We start from the raw sequence: 20,345 nt of genomic DNA, 5'->3' as shown, positions 1-20,345 counted from the left end.
CCGGCGAGCCTCTCGTTCTTTTCCGGCCGGACCCGGCACCCGCCGCCAGGCAGGTGCGACGGTCACTCCACCGGTGCCGCTGCCTTCGCCTTCCGGCTGCGGGCGTCACGCACCAGCGAGATCCCCACGACCAGGGCCGCGACCAGCAGCGAGAGCAGCACCTGCTCGCGCCCGGCGTCGTCGGTCAGCATGTAGACGAGGACGAAGGAGATCATCGCGATCGTCGCCCAGGTCAGGTACGGGAAGAGCCACATCCGTACGACGAGCTTCTCGGGCGACTCGCGCAGGATGATGCCGCGCATCCGCAGCTGGGTGAAGCAGATCACCAGCCACACGAACAGGGCGACCGCGCCGGAGGAGTTCAGCAGGAACGCGAACACCGTGTCGGGCCACTGGTAGTTGAAGAACACGGCGACGAAGCCGAACACGACGGACGACAGGATCGCCGCCTGCGGCACGCCCCGCTTGTTCACCCGGGCGAACGCCTTGGGCGCGTCCCCGCGCTGCCCCAGCGAGAAGGCCATGCGTGAGGCCGTGTAGAGGCCGGAGTTGAGACAGGACAACACGGCGGTCAGCACGATGACGTCCATGACCTGGCCGGCGTGGGGGATGCCGATGGCGTTCAGCGCGGCGACGTAGGAGCCGTCCTCGACGATCGAGGGGTCGTTCCACGGCAGGACGGTGAGGACGACGAAGATCGAGCCCAGGTAGAAGACGGCGATGCGCCAGATCACGCTGTTGGTGGCCTTGGAAACGGCGCGCTGCGGGTCCTCGGACTCACCGGCCGCCAGCGTCACGATCTCGCTGCCCATGAAGGAGAAGACGACCATCAGCACACCCGTGAGGACGGCCCCCGGCCCTTCGGGGAAGAATCCGCCGGTGTCCGTGAGGTGGGCGAGACCCGACCCCGCGTGGTCCGAGCCCGGCAGGATGCCGAAGACGGCGAGCAGGCCGACGACGACGAACGCGCCGATCGCCACGACCTTGATCCCGGCGAACCAGAACTCGAACTCACCGTACGAGCCGACGGAGACCAGGTTGGTCGCCGTGAGCACGACCATGACGATCAGGGCCCACGCCCACTGGGGTACGCCGGGGATCCAGCTCTCCAGGATCTTGGCACCCGCCGTGGCCTCGACGGCGAGCACCACGACCCAGAAGAACCAGTACAGCCAGCCGATGGAGAAGCCGGCCCAGCGGCCCAGGGCCCGGTCGGCGTACGCGGAGAAGGAGCCGGAGCTCGGACGGGCGACGGCCATCTCGCCGAGCATCCGCATGACGAAGACGACCATCAGGCCGACCAGTGCGTACGACAGGAGAATGGCCGGTCCCGCGGCGGCGATGCCGGCGCCGGAGCCGACGAAGAGGCCCGCTCCGATCACGCCACCGATGGCGATCATCGAGAGATGGCGGTTCTTGAGACCGGCCTGGAGCCCGTCGGGAGAGCCCGGCTTCCCCGGCTCGCCGGGCTGTTGGCCCGGTTCGGCCAGAGTCGTGTGCGACGTCATGGATCGAATCCTTACGTTTCCTGATCATGCGTGTCGGTGTTGCCTTCGCAGGGGTGGTGCGTAAGGCAAGGCCACGCATTCAAGCCCGCTCGCCCCCGGAAACGGAACCCCTACATCCGGTTCCTTGACTCGATCGTTGCCCGAGTGGCATTGCGCACAGGATCCGGCCCCGGGACAGGCCTGCGGCCCCGACCCCGCTGACAGCTACCCCGCGCGGGCCGTGCCACACTTCACACCATGCGCGTGTACCTCGGCTCCGACCATGCCGGCTTCGAACTGAAGAACCACCTCGTCGAGTGGCTCACGGCCCACGGCCACGAGGCCGTCGACTGCGGTCCCCACATCTACGACGCCCAGGACGACTACCCGCCGTTCTGCCTCCGTGCCGCCGAGCGGACGGCCGCGGACAAGGACAGCCTCGGGATCGTCATCGGCGGTTCCGGGAACGGCGAGCAGATCGCCGCGAACAAGGTCAAGGGCGTCCGCGCCGCGCTCGCCTGGAGCGAGCAGACCGCCGCGCTCGGCCGTGAGCACAACGACGCCAACGTGGTGGCCATCGGCGGACGGATGCACACGGTGGAGGAGTCCACCAAGTTCGTCGAGATCTTCCTCTCCACCCCGTACTCGGGTGAGGAGCGCCACACCCGTCGCATCGAGATGCTCTCCGCGTACGAGACCACCGGCGACCTCCCCCCGATCCCGGCCCACCACCCGCAGCAGGACTGAAGGTCCCGCACCCGCTTCCTTCGTGCCGCCGGGTCCGTACCCGGCGGCACGAGCGCGTCACCAGGAGAGATGCCGTGCCCGAAGGGCATACGATCCACCGCCTCGCCGCCGATCACCAGGAGCGGTTCGCGGGGCGCCCGGTGCGGGTGAGCAGCCCCCAGGGGAAGTTCGCCGACAGTGCGGCACTCCTGGACGGCCGGACCCTCACCGGTGCGGACGCCCACGGCAAGCACCTCTTCCTCGGCTTCGAGGGCTCGGCCTGGATCCACATCCATCTCGGTCTCTTCGGCAAGCTCGGCTTCGGCACGGCCCCGGCGCCGCCGCCCGCCGGCACGGTCCGGCTGCGCCTGCTCGGCGACGCCCACCACGCCGATCTGCGCGGCCCCACCACCTGCGCCCTGATCACCGGCCCCGAGAAGCGCGCGATACACGACCGGCTCGGACCGGACCCGCTGCGCGCCGACGAGGACGGCGAGCGGGCCTGGCAGCGGATCTCCCGCAGCCGCGTCGCGGTCGCCGCCCTGCTGATGGACCAGAAGACCGTCGCGGGCGTCGGCAACGTCTACCGCGCCGAGGTCCTCTTCCGTCACGGCATCGACCCGTACCGCCCGGGCAAGGACCTCACCAGAGGTGAGTGGGACGCGGTCTGGGCCGACCTCGGCGCCCTGATGCGCGAGGGCGTGCGCAACAACCGCATCGACACCGTCCGCCCCGAGCACCTGCCGGAGGCCATGGGCAGGCCCCCGCGCGTCGACGATCACGGTGGCGAGGTGTACGTCTACCGGCGGGCCGGGCAGCCGTGCCACATCTGCGGCGCCGAGGTCCGCAAGGCGGGTCTGGCGGCCCGCAACCTCTTCTGGTGCCCGGCCTGCCAGCCGCCCGCACCGGGCGGCTAGGCACCCCGGCGACCCCGCTTCGAACACCTGGTCGCGGGGTCCCCCTGCACCGGAGGCCGTCGGGTGGATAAAGTCCCGGCAATGGCCCGTCGCAGAGGAGCAGACACCTACCCCGCCCGGTGGCGAAGATCAGCGCACCGGGCGCGCATCGCGCTGCGCAGGTCCGGCGTCGACTACTTCCGCGGTGACGGATCCGACTGGATAGCCCTGGCCGGCCTGCTGGTCGTCATCCCGGTGATCACCGGCACCACGCTGCTCAATCCGGTCTGGTGCTCGCCGACTGCCCTGGCCCTTCCGATCGTCGCGGGCGGCCTGCTGCTGCGGCCGGCCAGCCTGCTGAGTCTCTACGCGACCGCGGCCGCCGCCCTGATCGTGGAGTCCATCGCCCTCGGCCCCTACGCGGACGGTCCCGCCCGGGTCACACCGGGCACCGTCCTGGTCGTCGCGGCCTGCGGCTTCTTCGGACTGGTACTCGCCCAGTTCCGGGCCAGGGTCGGGGTGCCGTGGCGGCGCGGCGGCACGATGCTCTTCGACCTGCGCGAGCGGATCCGGGTCCAGAGTGCCCTGCCGCGGCTCCCCGAGGGCTGGCACCGCGAGATGGCGCTCCGCCCGGCGGGCGGCCAGTCCTTCTCCGGCGACTTCGTCGTCGCCGCCCGCACCAACGGCGGACGCACCCTGGAAGTCGTGCTCACGGACGTCTCCGGCAAGGGCATGGACGCGGGATCCCGCGCCCTGCTGCTGTCCGGAGCCTTCGGGGGCCTCCTGGGCTCCCTGCCACCGCACGGCTTCCTGCCCGCGGCCAACGGCTACTTGCTGCGCCAGGACTGGGACGAGGGCTTCGCCACCTCCATCCATCTCGTCCTGGACCTGGACTCCGGCGACTACGAACTCCTCTCGGCGGGCCATCCCCCCGCACTGCAGCTGCACGCCGGCAGTGGACAGTGGGAGGAGAAGGCCGCCGAGGGTCCGCTGCTCGGCGTGTACGACGGAGCACAGTTCGACGCCGTGAAGGGCTCGCTGGCGCCCGGGGACGTACTGATGCTCTTCACGGACGGACTGGTGGAGGCTTCCGACCGGGACATCGCAGAGGGCATCGACCGGCTGACCGGCGAGGCCGACCGCTATGTCGCCACGGGTTTCGAAGGCGCGGCCTGGCACCTGATCGAAGCCTGCGCGAAGGACGTCAACGACGACCGCGCGCTGCTGCTGCTGTCCCGTCGGGGCTGAACCGTACGGAAGCGGTGAAAACGGTACAGGCGTCAAGTCGAAGCCTTATCCATCACCCGAACGGGAAGTCTTTCCGGTCGCGTCATCCCGGGTGCGCGGGCGCGGCCCCGCACCCGGGTCGTCCGCGCCCTCAGACGGGTACGGCCTCTTTGCCGGACTCCTGGTCCCGCGTGCGCCCACCGGGCAGGATCCGGGCGAGCCAGTGCGAGCGGCCGGCCGCCAGAGGGGACAGGACCGCGAGCAGGAGCACATATCCGGCGATGAACGGGGAGAGCCGCTCGTCCAGGCCCGCGCCCGCCGCCATCGTGGCGAGGATCAGCGCGAACTCACCGCGGGCCAGCAGGGTGGTGGAGACGTTCGCCGTGGCCTTCGGTCCGAAGGCGTAGATCCTGGCCGTGGCCATCCCGGCGAAGACGTTCATCGCCACGGTCACGGTGACGGCCGCCAGCACGGGCCACACCACGCTCGGCAGGTCGCCGGGGTCGATGGAGAGCCCGAAGGCGAAGAAGAAGATCGCGCCGAACGCGTCCCGCAGGGGATGCACCAGCTTCATGATGCGCGGGCCCGAGGCGGTGCTGCCCAGCATCAGACCGACCATGAACGCGCCGATCGCGTCGGCGACGCCGAACCACTCCGAGACCCCGGCCACGAAGACGGCGACACCGAGGAAGGAGATCACGAGGAGCTCGTCGTCCTTGGTGTTCATCAGCTTGCCTATGAGCTTCGTGCCGAACCGGGCCGCCAGGGCGAGCAGCAGCAGGAAGCCGAATGCCTTGCCCCCGTCGAGCACCGCTGCCCCGAGGCTGTCCGCACCGGACAGGATCGGCTGCAGCGCGGCCAGGTAGAGGGCGAGGAAGACGTCCTCGACGACGATGATGCCGAGGATCGGACGCGTCTCCGGATTGCCGATCCGGTTGAGGTCCACCAGGACCTTCGTGACGATGGCCGACGACGAGATGCCGAGCACGCCCGCGAGCACCAGGGCTTCCGAGGTGCCCCAGCCCAGCGCGAAGCCGAAGCCGAGACCCGCGCCGACGTTCAGGGCGAGATAGGTGCCGCCGGCGAGCGCCATCTTGCGCCCGCCCGTCTTCAGGTCGTCGAGGTGGAACTCGAGGCCGAGGTAGAAGAGCAGCAGCACCAGACCGAGCGCGGAGAGCATCTCCAGGTCGTGCGGGTCGTCGAGGAGGACGGCCCCCGGGGTGTAGGGGCCGAGCAGGATCCCGGCGAGGATGAACAGGGGGATGGTCGGCAGCCCGATGCGGCCGCCGACGCGGGCGAGGACGGCGGCGGCGAGGAACGCGCCCCCCATGGCGATGAGCGTGTCTGCGTGTCCGATGAGCCTGTCTCCTTCAGTTGGTCAAGAGCGCGTCAAGAAATCGTCAGTAATTAGTTTACCGAACGATTCGGAGTGCTCCCGTGGAGACGTCGAAGCGCCGCACCGCCCGGCGTACGGTCGGTCCATGCCGACCCCGTATCTGACCCTGCCCCAGGTGGAGGCACTCGCCCGCGAGGCCCATCGCGAACAGACCGACAAGGCGGGGCGTCCGTATGCGGAGCACCTGGCCGCGGTGGCCGAGGGTGTACGTGTCCGGGGCGGCAGCGAGGAGCAGGTGGCCGCCGCCTGGCTGCACGACGCGGTCGAGGACGGCGTCCTGTCCCGGCAGTGGCTGGACGAGGCGTCACTGCCCGGGCGGGTGAAGGAAATGGTCCTCGCCGTCACCAAGCGGGACGGCGAGGACCTCTTCACGTACACCGGGCGGATTCTCGCCACGCCCGGCGCGCTGTTGATCAAGGAGTCGGACCTGGCGCACAACGCGGACCCGGAGCGGCTCGCGATCCTGGAGCCGGCGGTCCATACCCGGCTGGTCGAGAAGTATGCGCAGGTGCGCGCCCTGTTGGGGCTCGGCGACGGCGCCAGGCCGCCCGAACGGCGGGATCAAGCCAACCCGGCCACAGGCTGACGCGCCGCCGGGACCGGCCCCCGCCGGAGGGGGGCCGATCCGGACAGGCTCAGCGCGCGACCGGGCTCCGGCGGAAGGCCCACTTCATGTCGGGCTCGGTCGCGAAACGCAGTACACGCCGGACCGGTGGGGTGCAGAGCAGGGTCACGGCGACGGCCGCGACGAGGGAGACGACGACGAGCCCTACGGGCCCCGTGAGCCACTCGTAGCGGTCGAACAGGCCGTAGTAGCCGGCGCCCTTCACGAGGAAGCCGTGCAGCAGGTAGCCGCAGATCGTTCCGGCGCCCAGCGCGGTGAACCACAGGTGGCGGCGCGGCACCCAGGCGAGGAACGCGATCGTGAGCAGCAGTGCGCAGCCGAACATCACCAGGGTCATCACGGGACCCGTCCACCACTGGAAGTCCATCTCCTGGGCGCTGTTGCTGCGGTAGAACCAGCCGAGCCGCATGCGCGGCGCGGCCCAGTAGGCGAACGCCAGAGCCCCGGCGGCCAGCGGCAGGGCGAGCATCCGGATCTCACGCCGCCGGATCAGCTGGAAGTGCTCCGGCTTCATCAGCAGACCGAGCACGAAGAACGGCAGGAGCTGGCAGACGCGCTGCAGGTCCAGGTCGTCACCGATGCCCGGAGTCACCGAGGCGAGCGCGGCGATGGCCAGGGCGACCGGCAGTGGGTGGCGCAGCGACTGCCACAGCGGTGTGGTGACCCGCCAGATGAACAGGGCGATCAGGAACCAGGTGAGGAACAACGGGTCGAGCAGGGTGACGGGGGTGTCCTCCGCGCCGCCGGCGTACCGCTTGAAGAGCGAGTACGCGGTCTCGAAGAGCACGTAGGGCACCACGACCCCGGTGACGAGGCGCTTGACCTTGGCCGGGCTCATGTCGAACGAGCGTGAGAAGTAGCCGGAGACGAGGATGAACGCCGGCATGTGGAACGTGTACACGACCATGTACAGCGCGCGCGTCGCGCGGCTGCCGTCCATCACCGGCTCCCACGCGTGGGCCACGGCGACGAGCACGATCGCGAGGTACTTCACATTGTCGAAGTACGCGTCTCGGCGCTTGGCCGACGTGGGCTCCGCGGTACGGGCCGACGCCGCCCGCGAGGCGGGGGAGAGGGCCCCCCGGGCGGTCGGGGTCTGCTCGTTTCTCGGCTCCGATTCCCGGCTCTCCGGGTGGATCGGGGCCTGCTGCATTTCGCTCGGAGCTTGGGACATCTGATGCACCTTAGACCCGCCCGTCGGCATGCGTAAAACTCTCAATAGAAATTGCGCGTTCCCGGTCATTCAAAAGTGAAACCACCGGCAACCGGGTGTTACGTGGTGATTCATCCCGCTTAAATGCGGCATATCGTCGGCCTGTTGGGGAAGTGAATTTCGTCGCACAGAGCGCTGTCGAATCGCTGTGGACGAAGTGTGGGGATATGGAAACGATCACATCGGTCGTTATTCGAACTTCCTTGCGCACAGCAGGCGCACAGATTTGCCGATCGGCCGGCGCCGCCCCCGCCGGGTATGGCGCGTGCCGGATTGCATCCGGGGGGCGCCGGGCAGGAGGACGACGCGATCCGGCCATTCCTCTCCGTCACCCGGCAGCAACCACAGGGGAGTTGGTGGCACGATGGTCGCGACGGTGGCGTGCTGGGCCGCACACCACCGGGCCGGCAAGGCGGACCGACCAAGGGTGTGATCAGTCGTGGCCATTTCACTGTCTGTGGTGCTTCTGCTGGGGATCGTCCTGGTGGTGTTCATCCGCGGCGGATCCCTCAAGGGCGGGCCGGCGGTCGTCGCCGTGCTGTTCGGCTTCTTCCTGGCGTCGACGGGCATGGCGCCCTCGATCAACAGGTTCATGAACTCGATAGCCGACACGATCAACCAGATCAGTTTCTGAGGCGGCGCGGCAGGGCCCGGCCGGCGCACGTCCGCCGACCGGGGCACAGGCATGGGCCGGGCGGGGGAGCGAGGCCGGCCGTACGGCCCGCCCCGGCCGGCGGGCGTGAGCCGATTACCCGAGAGGTCATCGATCCCGGCGGACGGGCGTGCGATGCTCCCGGCCCGAGGAGTTCCGCCGACCGGAAGGACGCCATGCCCGCCTACGCCATAGCCCGTCTGAGAGAGGCCGCCCCGCACCCGGACATCGCCGAGTACGTCGAACGGCTCCCCGCCACCTTCGAGGAGTACGGCGGCAGCTTCCTGGTGCACTTCATGCCGCACGAGGTGAAGGAGGGCAGCTGGCCGGGCAGTGTCGTGGTGCTCGGCTTCCCCGGGATCGCCGAAGCGCGGGCCTGGTGGGACTCTCCCGCGTACAGGGAGATCGCGCCGTTGCGCTCGCGGCACATCGAGGGCGACATCATCCTGGTGGACGGCGTCCCCGGGGACTACGACGCGACTGCCTCGGCCAGGGCGATGCGGGACGCGCTGGCCTCCTGACGGCGGGGCCACGCGCGCAAACGGGCTGGGGGCCGGACAGAGGGGAAGTCCTCTGCCCGGCCCCAGGCCGTCGGAGCGGGCGACGGGAATCGAACCCGCGTAGCTAGTTTGGAAGACTAGGGCTCTACCATTGAGCTACGCCCGCACGTGCCGCAGGTCCGGTGGACCGCGGTACGGAAAGCATCGTAGCGGGTCGGGGGAGGTGCGCGCACACCCGTACCGGTGTGCCCCGTGACGGCCTCGGGCGCGGCCCGAGCAAAGCGGCCGAATCGACGCCCGTAGGCATGTACCCTACGTGTCGCACCGACGGGGTGTGGCGCAGCTTGGTAGCGCGTCCGCTTTGGGAGCGGAAGGTCGTCGGTTCGAATCCGGCCACCCCGACCACCTGCAAGATCGCATTGTGGGAGTCCTCCCCCTTGCAGTTACTATGCAAATTGCGTGCCCGTGTGTCTGATGTACCGGGCTCGATCCGCGAAGCCGCCTCTCGGCGGCCCAGCAGAACCCCAAAAGTCAGCCACCAAGGAGACCGAACCGTGAAGAGCGCCGTGGAGACCCTGAACCCGACTCGGGTTCGGCTCAGCATCGAGGTGCCCTTCGAGGAGCTCAAGGACAGCCTCGACGCGGCGTACAAGAAGATCAACCAGCAGGTCACGGTGAAGGGCTTCCGTAAGGGCAAGATCCCCAACCGCGTCATCGACCAGCGGTTCGGCCGTGGTGCTGTGCTGGAGGAGGCCGTCAACGACGCCCTCCCGAAGTTCTACACCGAGGCTGTCAACGAGGGCGAGCTCAACGTTCTGGGCCAGCCCGAGGTTGACATCACCGAGCTCAAGGACGGCGAGCTGCTGGCCTTCACCGCCGAGGTGGACGTCCGTCCCGAGATCGAGATCCCGGACTACTCCGGCATCGAGGTCACCGTGGACGCACTCGAAGTGACCGACGAAGAGGTCGAGAAGGCCGTGGAGCAGCTCCGCGAGCGCTTCGCCTCGACCAACCCGGTCGAGCGCGCCGCCGCCGAGGGCGACGTCGTGACGATCGACCTGGAGGCCAAGGTCGACGGAGAGGTCCTCGAGGACGGCGTGGCCGCGGGTGTCTCGTACACCATCGGTTCCGGTGAGCTCCTCGAAGGCATCGACGAGGCCGTGACCGGCCTGGAGGCCGGTGGCGAGGCCACCTTCACCTCCGAGCTGAAGGGCGGCTCCGCCGAGGGCAAGGAAGCGGAGGTCACCGTCAAGGTCACCGCCGTCGCCTCCCGCGAACTGCCCGAGCTGGACGACGACTTCGCGCAGATGGCGAGCGAGTTCGACACGCTCGCCGAACTCCGCGAGGACAGCCGCAAGCGCCTCGAGAACACCAAGCAGTACGACCAGGCCACCCAGGCCCAGGAGCGCGTCCTCGAGGAGCTGCTGAAGCTGGCCGAGGTCCCGATCCCCGAGAAGCTCCTCGCGGACGAGGTCCAGACCCGCAAGCACAACCTCGAGCACCACCAGCTCGGCCAGATGGGTCTCGACCTGGAGAAGTACCTCGAGATCCAGGGCAAGACGCTGGAGGAGTTCGAGAACGAGACCTCCGAGCAGGCCATCAAGGGCATCAAGACCCAGTTCATCCTTGACGAGCTCGTCAACAAGGAGAAGCTGAACGTCAACCAGGAGGAGCTCACCGAGCACCTCATGCGGCGCGCCCAGTCCTCCGGAATGAGCCCCGACCAGTTCGCCCAGGCCGTCGTCGAAGGCGGCCAGGTGCCGATGCTCGTCGGCGAGGTCGCCCGCGGCAAGGCGCTCGCCGTCGTCGTCGAGGCCGCCAAGGTCACCGACACCAACGGTGAGGTCGTCGACCTCGAAGACGACGAGGAGACGGCGGACGCCACGGACGAGGCCACCGAAACGGCCGAGGCCGCCGCGGACACCACCGAGGCGGCCGACGAGAAGAAGGACGAGAAGAACGAGGCCTGAGCCCCGCTCCGACCGTTGATCTGATCCGCACGGCGGGCCCCGGACGTACCGCGTCCGGGGCCCGCCGCCGTATCGGCGCCCGCGCGTCCCGGTGGCACGCCCGGGAACCCTTGTGCGGACTGCTCACCTTGCGCTCCCAGCGAACAGTTGGGGAAGCGGGATGGCGTTGTCCCACCTGCGCGTTAGGGTCCATGAAGAGGAAGGGTCGGGTAGTCCCGGCCCACCCGGTACGAAGACGCTGAGACGGCCGGAGCCGTCAGAGACGAGCAGGTGGATACGTGACGAATCTGATGCCCTACGCCGCCGGAGAGCCGTCCCTCGGTGGAGGCCTCGGTGACCAGGTCTACAGCCGACTGCTCGGCGAGCGCATCATCTTCCTCGGCCAGCAGGTCGACGATGACATCGCCAACAAGATCACCGCACAGCTTCTGCTCCTTGCCGCGGAACCCGACAAGGACATCTACCTCTACATCAACAGCCCCGGCGGCTCGGTGACGGCGGGCATGGCGGTCTACGACACCATGCAGTACATCCCGAACGACGTGGTCACCATCGGTATGGGCATGGCGGCCTCGATGGGCCAGTTCCTGCTCACCGGAGGCACGGCGGGCAAGCGCTTCGCGCTCCCGAACACCGACATCCTCATGCACCAGGGTTCGGCCGGCATCGGCGGTACCGCCTCGGACATCAAGATCCAGGCGCAGTACCTGCTCCGTACGAAGACGCGGATGGCCGAGATCACCGCCCACCACTCCGGCCAGACCGTGGAGACGATCATCCGCGACGGCGACCGTGACCGCTGGTACACCGCCGAGGAGGCCAAGGACTACGGCCTCATCGACGAGATCATCTCGGTCGCGTCGGGCATTCCGGGCGGCGGCGGCACCGGCGCCTGATCCGGGCGTGCACCACCCCGCACCCTCTCGTACGCCGAGACCCCCAGCCCACAGATACGCCACCAGGATGGTGAACACCCACATGAACAACTTCTCCGGCGCCTCCGCGAGCGGTCTCTACACCGGCCCGCAGGTGGACAACCGTTACGTCGTCCCGCGCTTCGTGGAGCGCACCTCGCAGGGCGTGCGTGAGTACGACCCGTATGCGAAGCTCTTCGAGGAGCGCGTGATCTTCCTCGGCGTCCAGATCGACGACGCCTCGGCCAACGACGTCATGGCGCAGCTGCTGTGCCTGGAGTCGATGGACCCGGACCGTGACATCTCGATCTACATCAACAGCCCCGGCGGCTCGTTCACCGCGCTCACCGCGATCTACGACACGATGCAGTTCGTGAAGCCGGACATCCAGACGGTCTGCATGGGCCAGGCGGCCTCCGCCGCCGCCGTCCTGCTGGCCGCGGGGACCCCGGGCAAGCGCATGGCGCTCCCGCACGCCCGTGTGCTGATCCACCAGCCGTCCTCGCAGACCGGCCGCGAGCAGCTCTCCGACCTGGAGATCGCGGCCAACGAGATCCTGCGGATGCGCACGCAGCTCGAGGAGATGCTGGCCAAGCACTCGACCACCCCGCTGGAGAAGATCAGCGAGGACATCGAGCGCGACAAGATCCTTACCGCTGACGACGCACTGGCGTACGGTCTGGTGGACCAGATTGTCTCCACCCGTAAGACAACCGCAGGCGCGTCCGTCTGACGTCGGTCTTTCCCCTTGGCACATCCCGTGTCCACGGTTCCGGCCGTGTGAACCGTGCCAAGGGGGGCCCGAACGGGGGGCCAGGCAAGGTACCGTCGGATAGAGGCACCAGGAGCCGCTGAACCAGGCTGCTCCCAGGCGAAGGGGAAGCACCTCGTGGCACGCATCGGTGATGGCGGCGACCTGCTCAAGTGCTCGTTCTGCGGAAAGAGCCAGAAGCAGGTGAAGAAGCTCATCGCGGGACCCGGTGTGTACATCTGCGATGAGTGCATCGATCTCTGCAACGAGATCATCGAGGAGGAGCTCGCCGAGACCTCCGAGGTGCGGTGGGAGGAGCTCCCCAAACCGCGCGAGATCTACGAGTTCCTCGAGGGGTACGTCGTCGGGCAGGAGCCCGCGAAGAAAGCCCTCTCGGTCGCTGTGTACAACCACTACAAGCGGGTCCAGGCCGGGGAGAACGGCGGCGGCGCGAATCGCGACGACGCGATCGAGCTCGCCAAGTCCAACATCCTGCTGCTGGGCCCCACGGGTTCCGGCAAGACGCTCCTCGCACAGACGCTGGCCCGCATGCTCAACGTCCCGTTCGCCATCGCGGACGCGACGGCGCTGACGGAGGCCGGCTATGTCGGTGAGGACGTCGAGAACATCCTGCTGAAGCTGATCCAGGCCGCTGACTACGACGTCAAGAAGGCCGAGACCGGGATCATCTACATCGACGAGATCGACAAGGTGGCCCGCAAGAGCGAGAACCCGTCGATCACGCGCGATGTGTCCGGCGAGGGCGTCCAGCAGGCCCTGCTGAAGATCCTGGAGGGCACCACCGCCTCCGTACCGCCGCAGGGCGGGCGGAAGCACCCGCACCAGGAGTTCATCCAGATCGACACGACGAACGTGCTGTTCATCGTGGGCGGCGCCTTCTCGGGCCTGGAGAAGATCATCGAGTCGCGGGCCGGCGCCAAGGGCATCGGCTTCGGCGCGACGATCCGCTCCAAGCTGGAGATCCAGGCGAGCGACCAGTTCCAGGAGGTCATGCCGGAGGACCTGGTGAAGTTCGGGATGATCCCCGAATTCATCGGCCGCCTGCCCGTGCTCACCTCGGTCCACAACCTGGACCGCGAGGCGCTGCTCCAGATCCTGATCGAGCCGCGCAACGCTCTGGTGAAGCAGTACCAGCGCCTGTTCGAACTCGACGGCGTGGAGCTGGACTTCGAGCGCGAGGCTCTCGAGGCCATCGCCGACCAGGCCATCCTCCGCCAGACGGGCGCGCGCGGTCTGCGCGCCATCATGGAAGAGGTCCTCCAGTCCGTGATGTACGAGGTGCCGTCCCGCAAGGACGTGGCCCGTGTCGTCATCACCCCGGACGTCGTCCGCAACAACGTCAATCCGACGCTGGTCCCGCGCGAGCCGCGCACGATCGGCAAGAACGACGGCGGCCGCCACGAGAAGTCCGCGTAGCGGCAGCGGCACCTACGCCGAAGGGGCGCCCGGCCGACGGCCGGGCGCCCCTTCGGTTCCGCGGGTCAGATCTTCGTGCGTGAGGTGTTGTAGAGCTTGGCGGTGAGAGCGGCCAGTTCGTCCTGCGGCATGGCCTTGCCGGCCAGCATCGCGTTGCGGTCGGCACCCACGACCATGACGAGTGTGCTGTCGTCGGCCCACGCGCAGAGCGGCGTGACGATTGCCGCGGGCCCGTTCTCCGCCGAACCGTCGGCAGCCTTGTTGACCGCCCTGAGACTCCGGCACTTCATCAGACCGCCGTCGAACCCTTCGGGCTCGACGGCCTCGGCGTCGCCGACGAACGTGGTGCCTTCGCCCTGCCCCGCCATCGCGGGGTTGGCGAACACGGAGTCGAGTGTCTTCGCGGGGTCGCTCAACTCACCCCAGTAGCCCGTGAGCATGAGCGCCTTCGCGGCGGGCACGTCCTTCGCCGCACCGGCCAGGTACGAGGCGCTCACCTTGTTCGGATTCTTGATCCCCATGGTCTCGGCCTCGGCTTTCGTCTCACCCGTCAGGGGGGTCGTCTTCCCCTCCCCGGCCCTCTTGTAGTCGTCCACCGCGGGGGCAGGGGTGAGTTTGTATCCCTTGGTGGAAGCGGCCGGCGTGGAGTCCCCCGACGTCAGGAACCAGGCCCCTCCCGCTACGACGGCCAGCGCCACGACCACCGCCCCGACGATCAACCCGGTCTTCTTCTTCGGCGCGCCCTGGGGTGGTGGGACCTGACCCCCGTAGGGCTGACCGCCGTAGGGCGGAGCGGGAGGCTGCTGGCCGTACGGTCCCGGTTGCTGCCCCTGCGGGTAGCCGTAGCCCGGCGGCGGGGGCTGCTGCGGCGGGACGCCCTGGGGGGCCTGCTGCGGGTAGCCGTAACCGGGCTGTCCCTGCGGCGGCCCTTGCGGCGGCGGACCGCCGTACGGTCCGGGCTGCCCACCGTACGGTCCGGGCTGCCCCTGCGGCGGCTGTCCGCCGTACGGCCCTGGCTGGTTGTAGCTCATGGCGCTGTCCCCTCCGGATGTTCATGCGTTCCGGACATCCTGACGGAAGTGGCGCCCGGGCCGGGCATCCGGGCGCACACCGTCACTCGGTAAACCGGTTTCGGCGCACGACTGCGACGCCCCTAAACTGTGGGGCGTGACCGAGAACGCAGCGCAGCAGCCAGCCAGCACCCCCGAACTGCCGACCCAGTACGCGCCGGCCGATGTGGAGGGGAAGCTGTACGAGCGCTGGGTGGAACGCGGTTACTTCGAAGCCGACGAGCACAGCGACAAGCCGCCCTACAGCATCGTCATCCCGCCGCCGAACGTCACCGGCTCCCTCCACCTGGGCCATGCCTTCGAGCACACCCTGATCGACGCGCTGGTCCGCCGGAAGCGGATGCAGGGGTTCGAGGCGCTGTACCAGCCGGGCATGGACCACGCCGGCATCGCCACCCAGAACGTCGTCGAGCGTGAGCTCGGCAAGGAGGGCAAGTCCCGCCACGACCTGGGCCGCGAGGCGTTCGTCGAGCGCGTCTGGCAGTGGAAGAACGAGTCCGGCGGCCAGATCTCCGGCCAGATGCGCCGTCTCGGCGAGGGCGTCGCCTGGTCCCGTGAGCGCTTCACGATGGACGAGGGCCTGTCCAAGGCCGTCCAGACCGTCTTCAAGCAGATGTACGACGACGGGCTGATCTACCGCGCCGAGCGCATCATCAACTGGTGCCCGCGCTGCCTGACCGCGATCTCGGACATCGAGGTCGAGTACCAGGAGGACGACGGCGAGCTCGTCTCCATGAAGTACGGCGAGGGGGACGAGACCATCGTCGTCGCCACGACCCGCGCCGAGACGATGCTCGGCGACACCGCCGTCGCCGTCCACCCCGACGACGAGCGCTACCAGCACCTGATCGGCAAGCAGATCAAGCTGCCGCTGACCGACCGTGCGATCCCCGTCGTCGCCGACCACCACGTCGACCCGGAGTTCGGCACCGGCGCCGTCAAGGTGACGCCGGCGCACGACCCGAACGACTTCGAGATCGGCAAGCGCCACGACCTGCCGTTCCTCACGGTCCTCGACGAGCGCGCCGTCATCACCGTCCCCGGGCCCTTCCAGGGCCTGGACCGTCTGGAGGCCCGCTCCGCCATCGTCGCCGCCCTGCGCGCCGACGGCCGGATCGTCGCCGAGAAGCGCCCGTACGTCCACTCCGTCGGCCACTGCTCGCGCTGCAAGACCACCATCGAGCCGCGCCTCTCCCTCCAGTGGTGGGTCAAGGTCGCCCCGCTCGCCGAGGCGGCCGGTGACGCCGTCCGCGACGGCAAGGTCAAGATCCACCCGCAGGAGATGGAGAAGCGGTACTTCGACTGGGTCGACAACCTTCACGACTGGACGATCTCGCGCCAGCTCTGGTGGGGCCACCGCATCCCCGTCTGGTACGGCCCCGAGGGCGAGGTCGTCTGTGTCGGACCGGACGACGAGGCGCCCACCGGCGAGGGCTGGACCCAGGACAGTGACGTCCTGGACACCTGGTTCTCCTCCGGCCTGTGGCCTTTCTCCACGCTCGGCTGGCCCGAACAGACCGACAGCCTGGCGAAGTTCTACCCGAACTCCGTCCTGGTCACCGGTTACGACATCCTGTTCTTCTGGGTCGCCCGGATGATGATGTTCGGCCTGTACGTCAACGACGGCGTCCCGCCGTTCGGCACGATCGTCCTGCACGGGATGGTCCGCGACGAGCACGGCAAGAAGATGTCGAAGTCCTTCGGCAACGTGGTCAATCCGCTGGACTGGATGGACAAGTACGGCTCCGACGCCCTGCGTTTCACCCTCGCGCGCGGCGCCAACCCGGGCACCGACGTGCCGATCGGTGAGGAGTGGGTCCAGGGTTCGGCGAAGTTCTCCAACAAGATCTGGAACGCCACGCGCTTCGCCCTGATGAACGGCGCCACGATCGAGGGCGGGCTTCCCCCGGTCGAGGAGATGTCGGTCACCGACCGCTGGATCCTGTCCCGCCTCAACAAGACGGTCGCGGACGTCGACGCGTTCTACGACGACTACCAGTTCGCCAAGATCAGCGAAGCGCTGCGCCACTTCGCCTGGGACGAGGTCTTCGACTGGTACGTCGAGCTCTCCAAGACCACCTTCTTCGCGGGCGGACGCCCGGCCGAGGTCTCGGGCCGGGTCCTCGGCGAGGTCCTGGACGTGATGCTGCGGCTGCTGCACCCGATCGTCCCGTTCGTCACGGAGTCGCTGTGGACCGCGCTCACCGGGCGCGAGTCGATCGTCATCGCCGAGTGGCCGGGCGACTCCGGATTCCGCGACGACGCGGCCGAGAAGGAGATCGAGCTCGTCCAGCAGGTCGTCACCGAGGTCCGCCGCTTCCGCAACGACCAAGGCCTCCAGCCCGGCCAGAAGGTCCCGGCCGAGCTGACCCTGACCGGCACGGCGCTCGCCCCGCACGAGGCGGCCATCCGCCAGCTGCTGCGGCTCCAGCCCGCCGGGGACGGCTTCCAGGCCACCGCGTCCCTCCCGGTCGCCGGGGCCACCGTCGCCCTGGACCTGTCCGGGACGATCGACGTGGCGGCCGAGCGCAAGCGCCTCACGAAGGATCTGGAGGCGGCGCAGAAGGAGAAGGCCCAGGCCACCGGCAAGCTCGGCAACGAGGCGTTCCTGGCCAAGGCCCCGGACCACGTGGTCGACAAGATCCGTGGCCGGCTCGCCAAGGCGGAAGCCGACATCGAGCGGATCACGGCCCAGCTGGCGAACCTGCCGAAGAGCTGATGAGGTGAGTGCGGAGCCCCCGCGCACCCGACCGACCGGGTGCGCGGGGGCTCCGCCGTACCCGCGGGGATCGCGGCAGCGGGCGCTGCACGCGATGTCCGCGGCCATCCGTAGACTGGCCCTGTGAGTGAGCCCCGCCCTTCAGACCGGCACGACGCGTCAGATCCCGACGGCACCTTCGCGGAGATCGTCGACGAAGAGACCCAGCGCGACCCCGACCTGGCGGTGATCGAGGCCGGGAGCCGGACACTGCGCGCCCAGTCGGGCCCTCCCCAGGGCCAGGCGGTTCCCGACCGCCCCGCCGACCCCGAGACCGACCGGGCGCTGCGCGAGGTGGAGCAGGAGCTCGCCGGACGCTGGGGCGAGACCAAGCTCGAGCCCTCGGTGACCCGCATCGCGGCCCTGATGGACGTGCTGGGCGAGCCACAGCGCGCCTACCCCTCGATCCACATCACGGGGACGAACGGCAAGACCAGCACGGCTCGCATGATCGAGGCCCTGCTGAACGCCTTCGAGCTCCGCACCGGCCGTTACACCTCCCCGCACGTCCAGTCGATCACCGAGCGGATCAGCCTGGACGGCGCCCCGGTCGACGCCGAGCGCTTCATCGAGACGTACAACGACATCAAGCCGTACGTCGAGATGGTCGACGCCCAGCAGCCCTACCGCCTCTCGTTCTTCGAGGTGCTGACGGGCATGGCGTACGCGGCCTTCGCCGACGCGCCGGTCGACGTAGCGGTCGTCGAGGTCGGCATGGGCGGCACCTGGGACGCGACGAACGTCATCGAGGCCTCGGTCGCCGTCGTCACCCCCATCTCGCTCGACCACACCGACCGCCTCGGCTCCACCGCCGCCGAGATCGCCGCTGAGAAGTCCGGCGTCGTCAAGCAGGACGCGACGGTGATCCTGGCCCAGCAGCCGGTGGACGCCGCCCAGGTCATGCTGAAGAAGGCGGTCGAGGTCGACGCCACGGTGGCCCGCGAGGGCATGGAGTTCGGTGTCGTCTCCCGGGAGATCGCGGTCGGCGGTCAGCTGCTGACCCTGAGGGGCCTGGGCGGCGAGTACGACGACATCTTCCTGCCGCTCTACGGGGCGCACCAGGCGCACAACGCGGCGGTGGCGCTGGCCGCCGTCGAGGCGTTCTTCGGCATCGGCGCGGAGCAGGCCCGCAGCCTCGACGCCGAAGTGGTCCGCAAGGCCTTCCTCACGGTGCTCTCGCCGGGCCGCCTGGAGGTCGTGCGGTCCAGCCCGACGGTCGTCCTGGACGCGGCGCACAACCCGGCCGGCGGTCTCGCCGCCGCCGAGGGGATCTCCGAGGCGTTCAGCTTCTCCCGGCTGATCGGAGTCGTCGGTGCGAGTGACGGAAAGGACGTCCGGGGGCTCCTGGAGGCCTTCGAGCCGATCTTCGCCGAAGTCGTCGTCACCCAGAACTCCAGTCCGCGCGCCATGGACGCGGACGCTCTGGCCGCGATCGCCGTGGAGGTCTTCGGCAACGACCGCGTCCAGGTCGAGCCACGCCTGGACGACGCGCTGGAGGCGGCGATCACCCTCGCCGAGGAAGAGGCCGAATACGCGGGCGCCGGAGTCCTGGTGACCGGGTCCGTGATCACGGTCGGCGAGGCCCGGCTGCTCCTGGGAAGGCGCTGACCTGTGCGTACGCTCTGCGCATCGACACTGATCGGTGAATTCTTCGTCATCGGCTTCGCGGGACTCGTGGCGATGAAGTCCGACGACCTGTCCATGGCCACGGTCTGGACGGTCTGCGGCGTCGGCATGCTGCTGTCCGTCCTGCTCTGCGGTGTGATCACCCGGCCGGGCGGCATACAGCTCGGCTGGGTGCTCCAGGTCCTGCTGGTGCTGAGCGGCTTCTTCGTCCCCATGATGTTCGTCCTCGGTGTGATCTTCGGTGCCCTGTGGTGGGCCTCCGTGCACTACGGCCGCAGGATCGACGAGGCCAAGGCGCGGTGGGCGGCCCAGGCCGAGGAGCAGGGGAGCACACAGGCTCCGGCCCAAGGATGACGCAACGTATCGACCTCACCCGTGACCGGCGGGAGCGTCGAGGCGCCCGGAGTCTCCGCCTCGGCTTCGAAGAGCCCGGACCCCGCTCCTTTCCCGCTGCCGGTCGCGGGCGGGGTCGTAAACCCGGCCGTAGGGCCGTTCGCGTACACCTGTAATCTCGCCCTCACCCGCACCGAAAGTCTGCAAGGAGCCGCACATGACCCAGCGCACCCTCGTCCTTCTCAAGCCCGATGCCGTACGGCGTGGGCTGATCGGCGAGATCGTCGGCCGCATCGAACGCAAGGCCGGCTGGACGATCACCGCGCTGGAACTGCGCACGCTCGACCAGGAGACCCTGGAGCAGCACTACGGCGAGCACAAGGGCCGCCCGTTCTACGAGCCGCTGGTCGAGTTCATGGCCTCCGGCCCCGTCGTCGCCCTGGTGGCCGAAGGCGAGAGGGTCATCGAGGGCGTCCGCGCCCTGGCCGGCCCCACCGACCCGATCGCCGCCGCGCCCGGCTCGATCCGCGGCGACTTCGGCACGATCACCCGGGAGAACCTCATCCACGCCTCGGACTCGGAGGAGTCCGCGGAGCGAGAACTCAAGCTCTTCTTTCCCGGACTTTCCTGACTTCGGCTCCGCCAATCAGCGCTCATGACCTGGGGCGACCGAAGTAATTCGGCCGCCCTTCGGCATATGGACACGTATCGTGGGAACGCATCCCCCCGACGTAACGTCACCATGGGTGGGACGGGCAGCCGTT

Annotated in this window: 18 protein-coding genes and 2 tRNA genes; 15 read left to right on the top strand and 5 right to left on the bottom strand. The window is 69.0% G+C overall.

Translation table 11 applies throughout. From position 1 onward, the window contains the following. Positions 1 to 62 precede the first annotated feature (62 nt). The gene (locus ACF1FZ_RS04300) at positions 63 to 1,508 is read right to left on the bottom strand and encodes an amino acid permease (protein WP_391771845.1); all 1,446 of its coding nucleotides are present in this window, start codon (positions 1,506 to 1,508) and stop codon (positions 63 to 65) included. A 237-nt stretch (positions 1,509 to 1,745) separates the two neighbouring features. Between ACF1FZ_RS04300 and ACF1FZ_RS04295 the strand changes: the two genes are divergently transcribed. The 3 genes from ACF1FZ_RS04295 (at position 1,746) to ACF1FZ_RS04285 (ending at position 4,357) form a co-directional block, all read left to right on the top strand. Further along, positions 1,746 to 2,234 (top strand): ribose-5-phosphate isomerase, encoded by a 489-nt coding sequence (locus tag ACF1FZ_RS04295; RefSeq protein WP_391771844.1) that lies wholly within the window; start codon positions 1,746 to 1,748, stop codon positions 2,232 to 2,234. A gap of 74 nt (positions 2,235 to 2,308) precedes the next feature. Next, entirely contained in the window at positions 2,309 to 3,130 is an 822-nt protein-coding gene (locus tag ACF1FZ_RS04290; protein ID WP_391771843.1) for an Fpg/Nei family DNA glycosylase, read from the top strand. 81 nt (positions 3,131 to 3,211) lie between these two features. Then, on the top strand, positions 3,212 to 4,357 hold the full coding sequence (locus ACF1FZ_RS04285; RefSeq protein WP_391771842.1) for a PP2C family protein-serine/threonine phosphatase: 1,146 nt from the start codon (positions 3,212 to 3,214) through the stop codon (positions 4,355 to 4,357). Between the two features lie 130 nt (positions 4,358 to 4,487). Here ACF1FZ_RS04285 and ACF1FZ_RS04280 read toward each other — a convergent pair whose 3' ends face one another. Beyond that, positions 4,488 to 5,666 (bottom strand): cation:proton antiporter, encoded by a 1,179-nt coding sequence (locus ACF1FZ_RS04280; RefSeq protein WP_391771841.1) that lies wholly within the window; start codon positions 5,664 to 5,666, stop codon positions 4,488 to 4,490. A gap of 151 nt (positions 5,667 to 5,817) precedes the next feature. Here ACF1FZ_RS04280 and ACF1FZ_RS04275 point away from each other — a divergent pair, with 151 nt between their 5' ends. Continuing rightward, entirely contained in the window at positions 5,818 to 6,318 is a 501-nt protein-coding gene (locus ACF1FZ_RS04275; RefSeq protein ID WP_391771840.1) for an HD domain-containing protein, read from the top strand. A 49-nt stretch (positions 6,319 to 6,367) separates the two neighbouring features. On the opposite strand, the gene ACF1FZ_RS04270 is transcribed toward ACF1FZ_RS04275, so the two are convergent. Continuing rightward, positions 6,368 to 7,531 carry an acyltransferase family protein gene (locus tag ACF1FZ_RS04270; RefSeq protein WP_391771839.1) on the bottom strand — a complete coding sequence of 388 codons (1,164 nt, stop codon included), beginning with the start codon at positions 7,529 to 7,531 and terminating at the stop codon, positions 6,368 to 6,370. Positions 7,532 to 8,009: 478 nt separating this feature from the next. On the opposite strand from ACF1FZ_RS04270, the gene ACF1FZ_RS04265 reads away from it, so the two are divergent. After that, positions 8,010 to 8,204: a hypothetical protein gene (locus ACF1FZ_RS04265; protein ID WP_069172794.1), complete on the top strand. Its 195-nt coding sequence runs from the start codon at positions 8,010 to 8,012 to the stop codon at positions 8,202 to 8,204. A gap of 194 nt (positions 8,205 to 8,398) precedes the next feature. Continuing rightward, positions 8,399 to 8,743 carry a DUF1330 domain-containing protein gene (locus ACF1FZ_RS04260; RefSeq protein ID WP_391771838.1) on the top strand — a complete coding sequence of 115 codons (345 nt, stop codon included), beginning with the start codon at positions 8,399 to 8,401 and terminating at the stop codon, positions 8,741 to 8,743. A 74-nt stretch (positions 8,744 to 8,817) separates the two neighbouring features. Here the strand turns inward: ACF1FZ_RS04260 and ACF1FZ_RS04255 are convergent. Beyond that, positions 8,818 to 8,888 (bottom strand) — tRNA-Gly (locus ACF1FZ_RS04255). 162 nt (positions 8,889 to 9,050) lie between these two features. Between ACF1FZ_RS04255 and ACF1FZ_RS04250 the strand changes: the two genes are divergently transcribed. From ACF1FZ_RS04250 to clpX, 5 genes are all read left to right on the top strand, one after another. After that, positions 9,051 to 9,127: transfer RNA gene (locus ACF1FZ_RS04250), tRNA-Pro, on the top strand. Between the two features lie 149 nt (positions 9,128 to 9,276). Further along, positions 9,277 to 10,692, top strand: a complete 1,416-nt coding sequence (gene tig / locus ACF1FZ_RS04245; RefSeq protein ID WP_391771837.1) for a trigger factor — start codon at positions 9,277 to 9,279, stop codon at positions 10,690 to 10,692. Positions 10,693 to 10,982: 290 nt separating this feature from the next. Beyond that, positions 10,983 to 11,588: an ATP-dependent Clp protease proteolytic subunit gene (locus ACF1FZ_RS04240; protein ID WP_031091967.1), complete on the top strand. Its 606-nt coding sequence runs from the start codon at positions 10,983 to 10,985 to the stop codon at positions 11,586 to 11,588. Between the two features lie 67 nt (positions 11,589 to 11,655). After that, a complete protein-coding gene (locus ACF1FZ_RS04235; protein WP_031091966.1) occupies positions 11,656 to 12,339 on the top strand; it encodes an ATP-dependent Clp protease proteolytic subunit in 684 nt (227 codons plus the stop codon). A gap of 156 nt (positions 12,340 to 12,495) precedes the next feature. After that, complete coding sequence (gene clpX / locus ACF1FZ_RS04230) at positions 12,496 to 13,794, top strand: ATP-dependent Clp protease ATP-binding subunit ClpX (protein WP_033299392.1); 1,299 nt, start codon at positions 12,496 to 12,498, stop codon at positions 13,792 to 13,794. A 65-nt stretch (positions 13,795 to 13,859) separates the two neighbouring features. Here the strand turns inward: clpX and ACF1FZ_RS04225 are convergent, their stop codons facing one another. Continuing rightward, a complete protein-coding gene (locus ACF1FZ_RS04225; RefSeq protein WP_391771836.1) occupies positions 13,860 to 14,825 on the bottom strand; it encodes a hypothetical protein in 966 nt (321 codons plus the stop codon). A 136-nt stretch (positions 14,826 to 14,961) separates the two neighbouring features. Between ACF1FZ_RS04225 and ACF1FZ_RS04220 the strand changes: the two genes are divergently transcribed. From ACF1FZ_RS04220 to ndk, 4 genes are all read left to right on the top strand, one after another. Then, positions 14,962 to 17,583 (top strand): valine--tRNA ligase, encoded by a 2,622-nt coding sequence (locus ACF1FZ_RS04220; protein ID WP_391771835.1) that lies wholly within the window; start codon positions 14,962 to 14,964, stop codon positions 17,581 to 17,583. Between the two features lie 123 nt (positions 17,584 to 17,706). Continuing rightward, positions 17,707 to 19,230 (top strand): bifunctional folylpolyglutamate synthase/dihydrofolate synthase, encoded by a 1,524-nt coding sequence (locus ACF1FZ_RS04215; RefSeq protein ID WP_391771834.1) that lies wholly within the window; start codon positions 17,707 to 17,709, stop codon positions 19,228 to 19,230. A gap of 3 nt (positions 19,231 to 19,233) precedes the next feature. Then, entirely contained in the window at positions 19,234 to 19,602 is a 369-nt protein-coding gene (locus ACF1FZ_RS04210; protein WP_391771833.1) for a DUF4233 domain-containing protein, read from the top strand. Positions 19,603 to 19,798: 196 nt separating this feature from the next. Next, entirely contained in the window at positions 19,799 to 20,212 is a 414-nt protein-coding gene (ndk, locus tag ACF1FZ_RS04205; RefSeq protein WP_014156293.1) for a nucleoside-diphosphate kinase, read from the top strand. Positions 20,213 to 20,345 lie beyond the last annotated feature (133 nt).

Source organism: Streptomyces sp. NPDC014623 (assembly GCF_043088245.1).
GTDB lineage: Bacteria > Actinomycetota > Actinomycetes > Streptomycetales > Streptomycetaceae > Streptomyces.
This window is presented reverse-complemented; position numbering and strand designations above follow the sequence as displayed.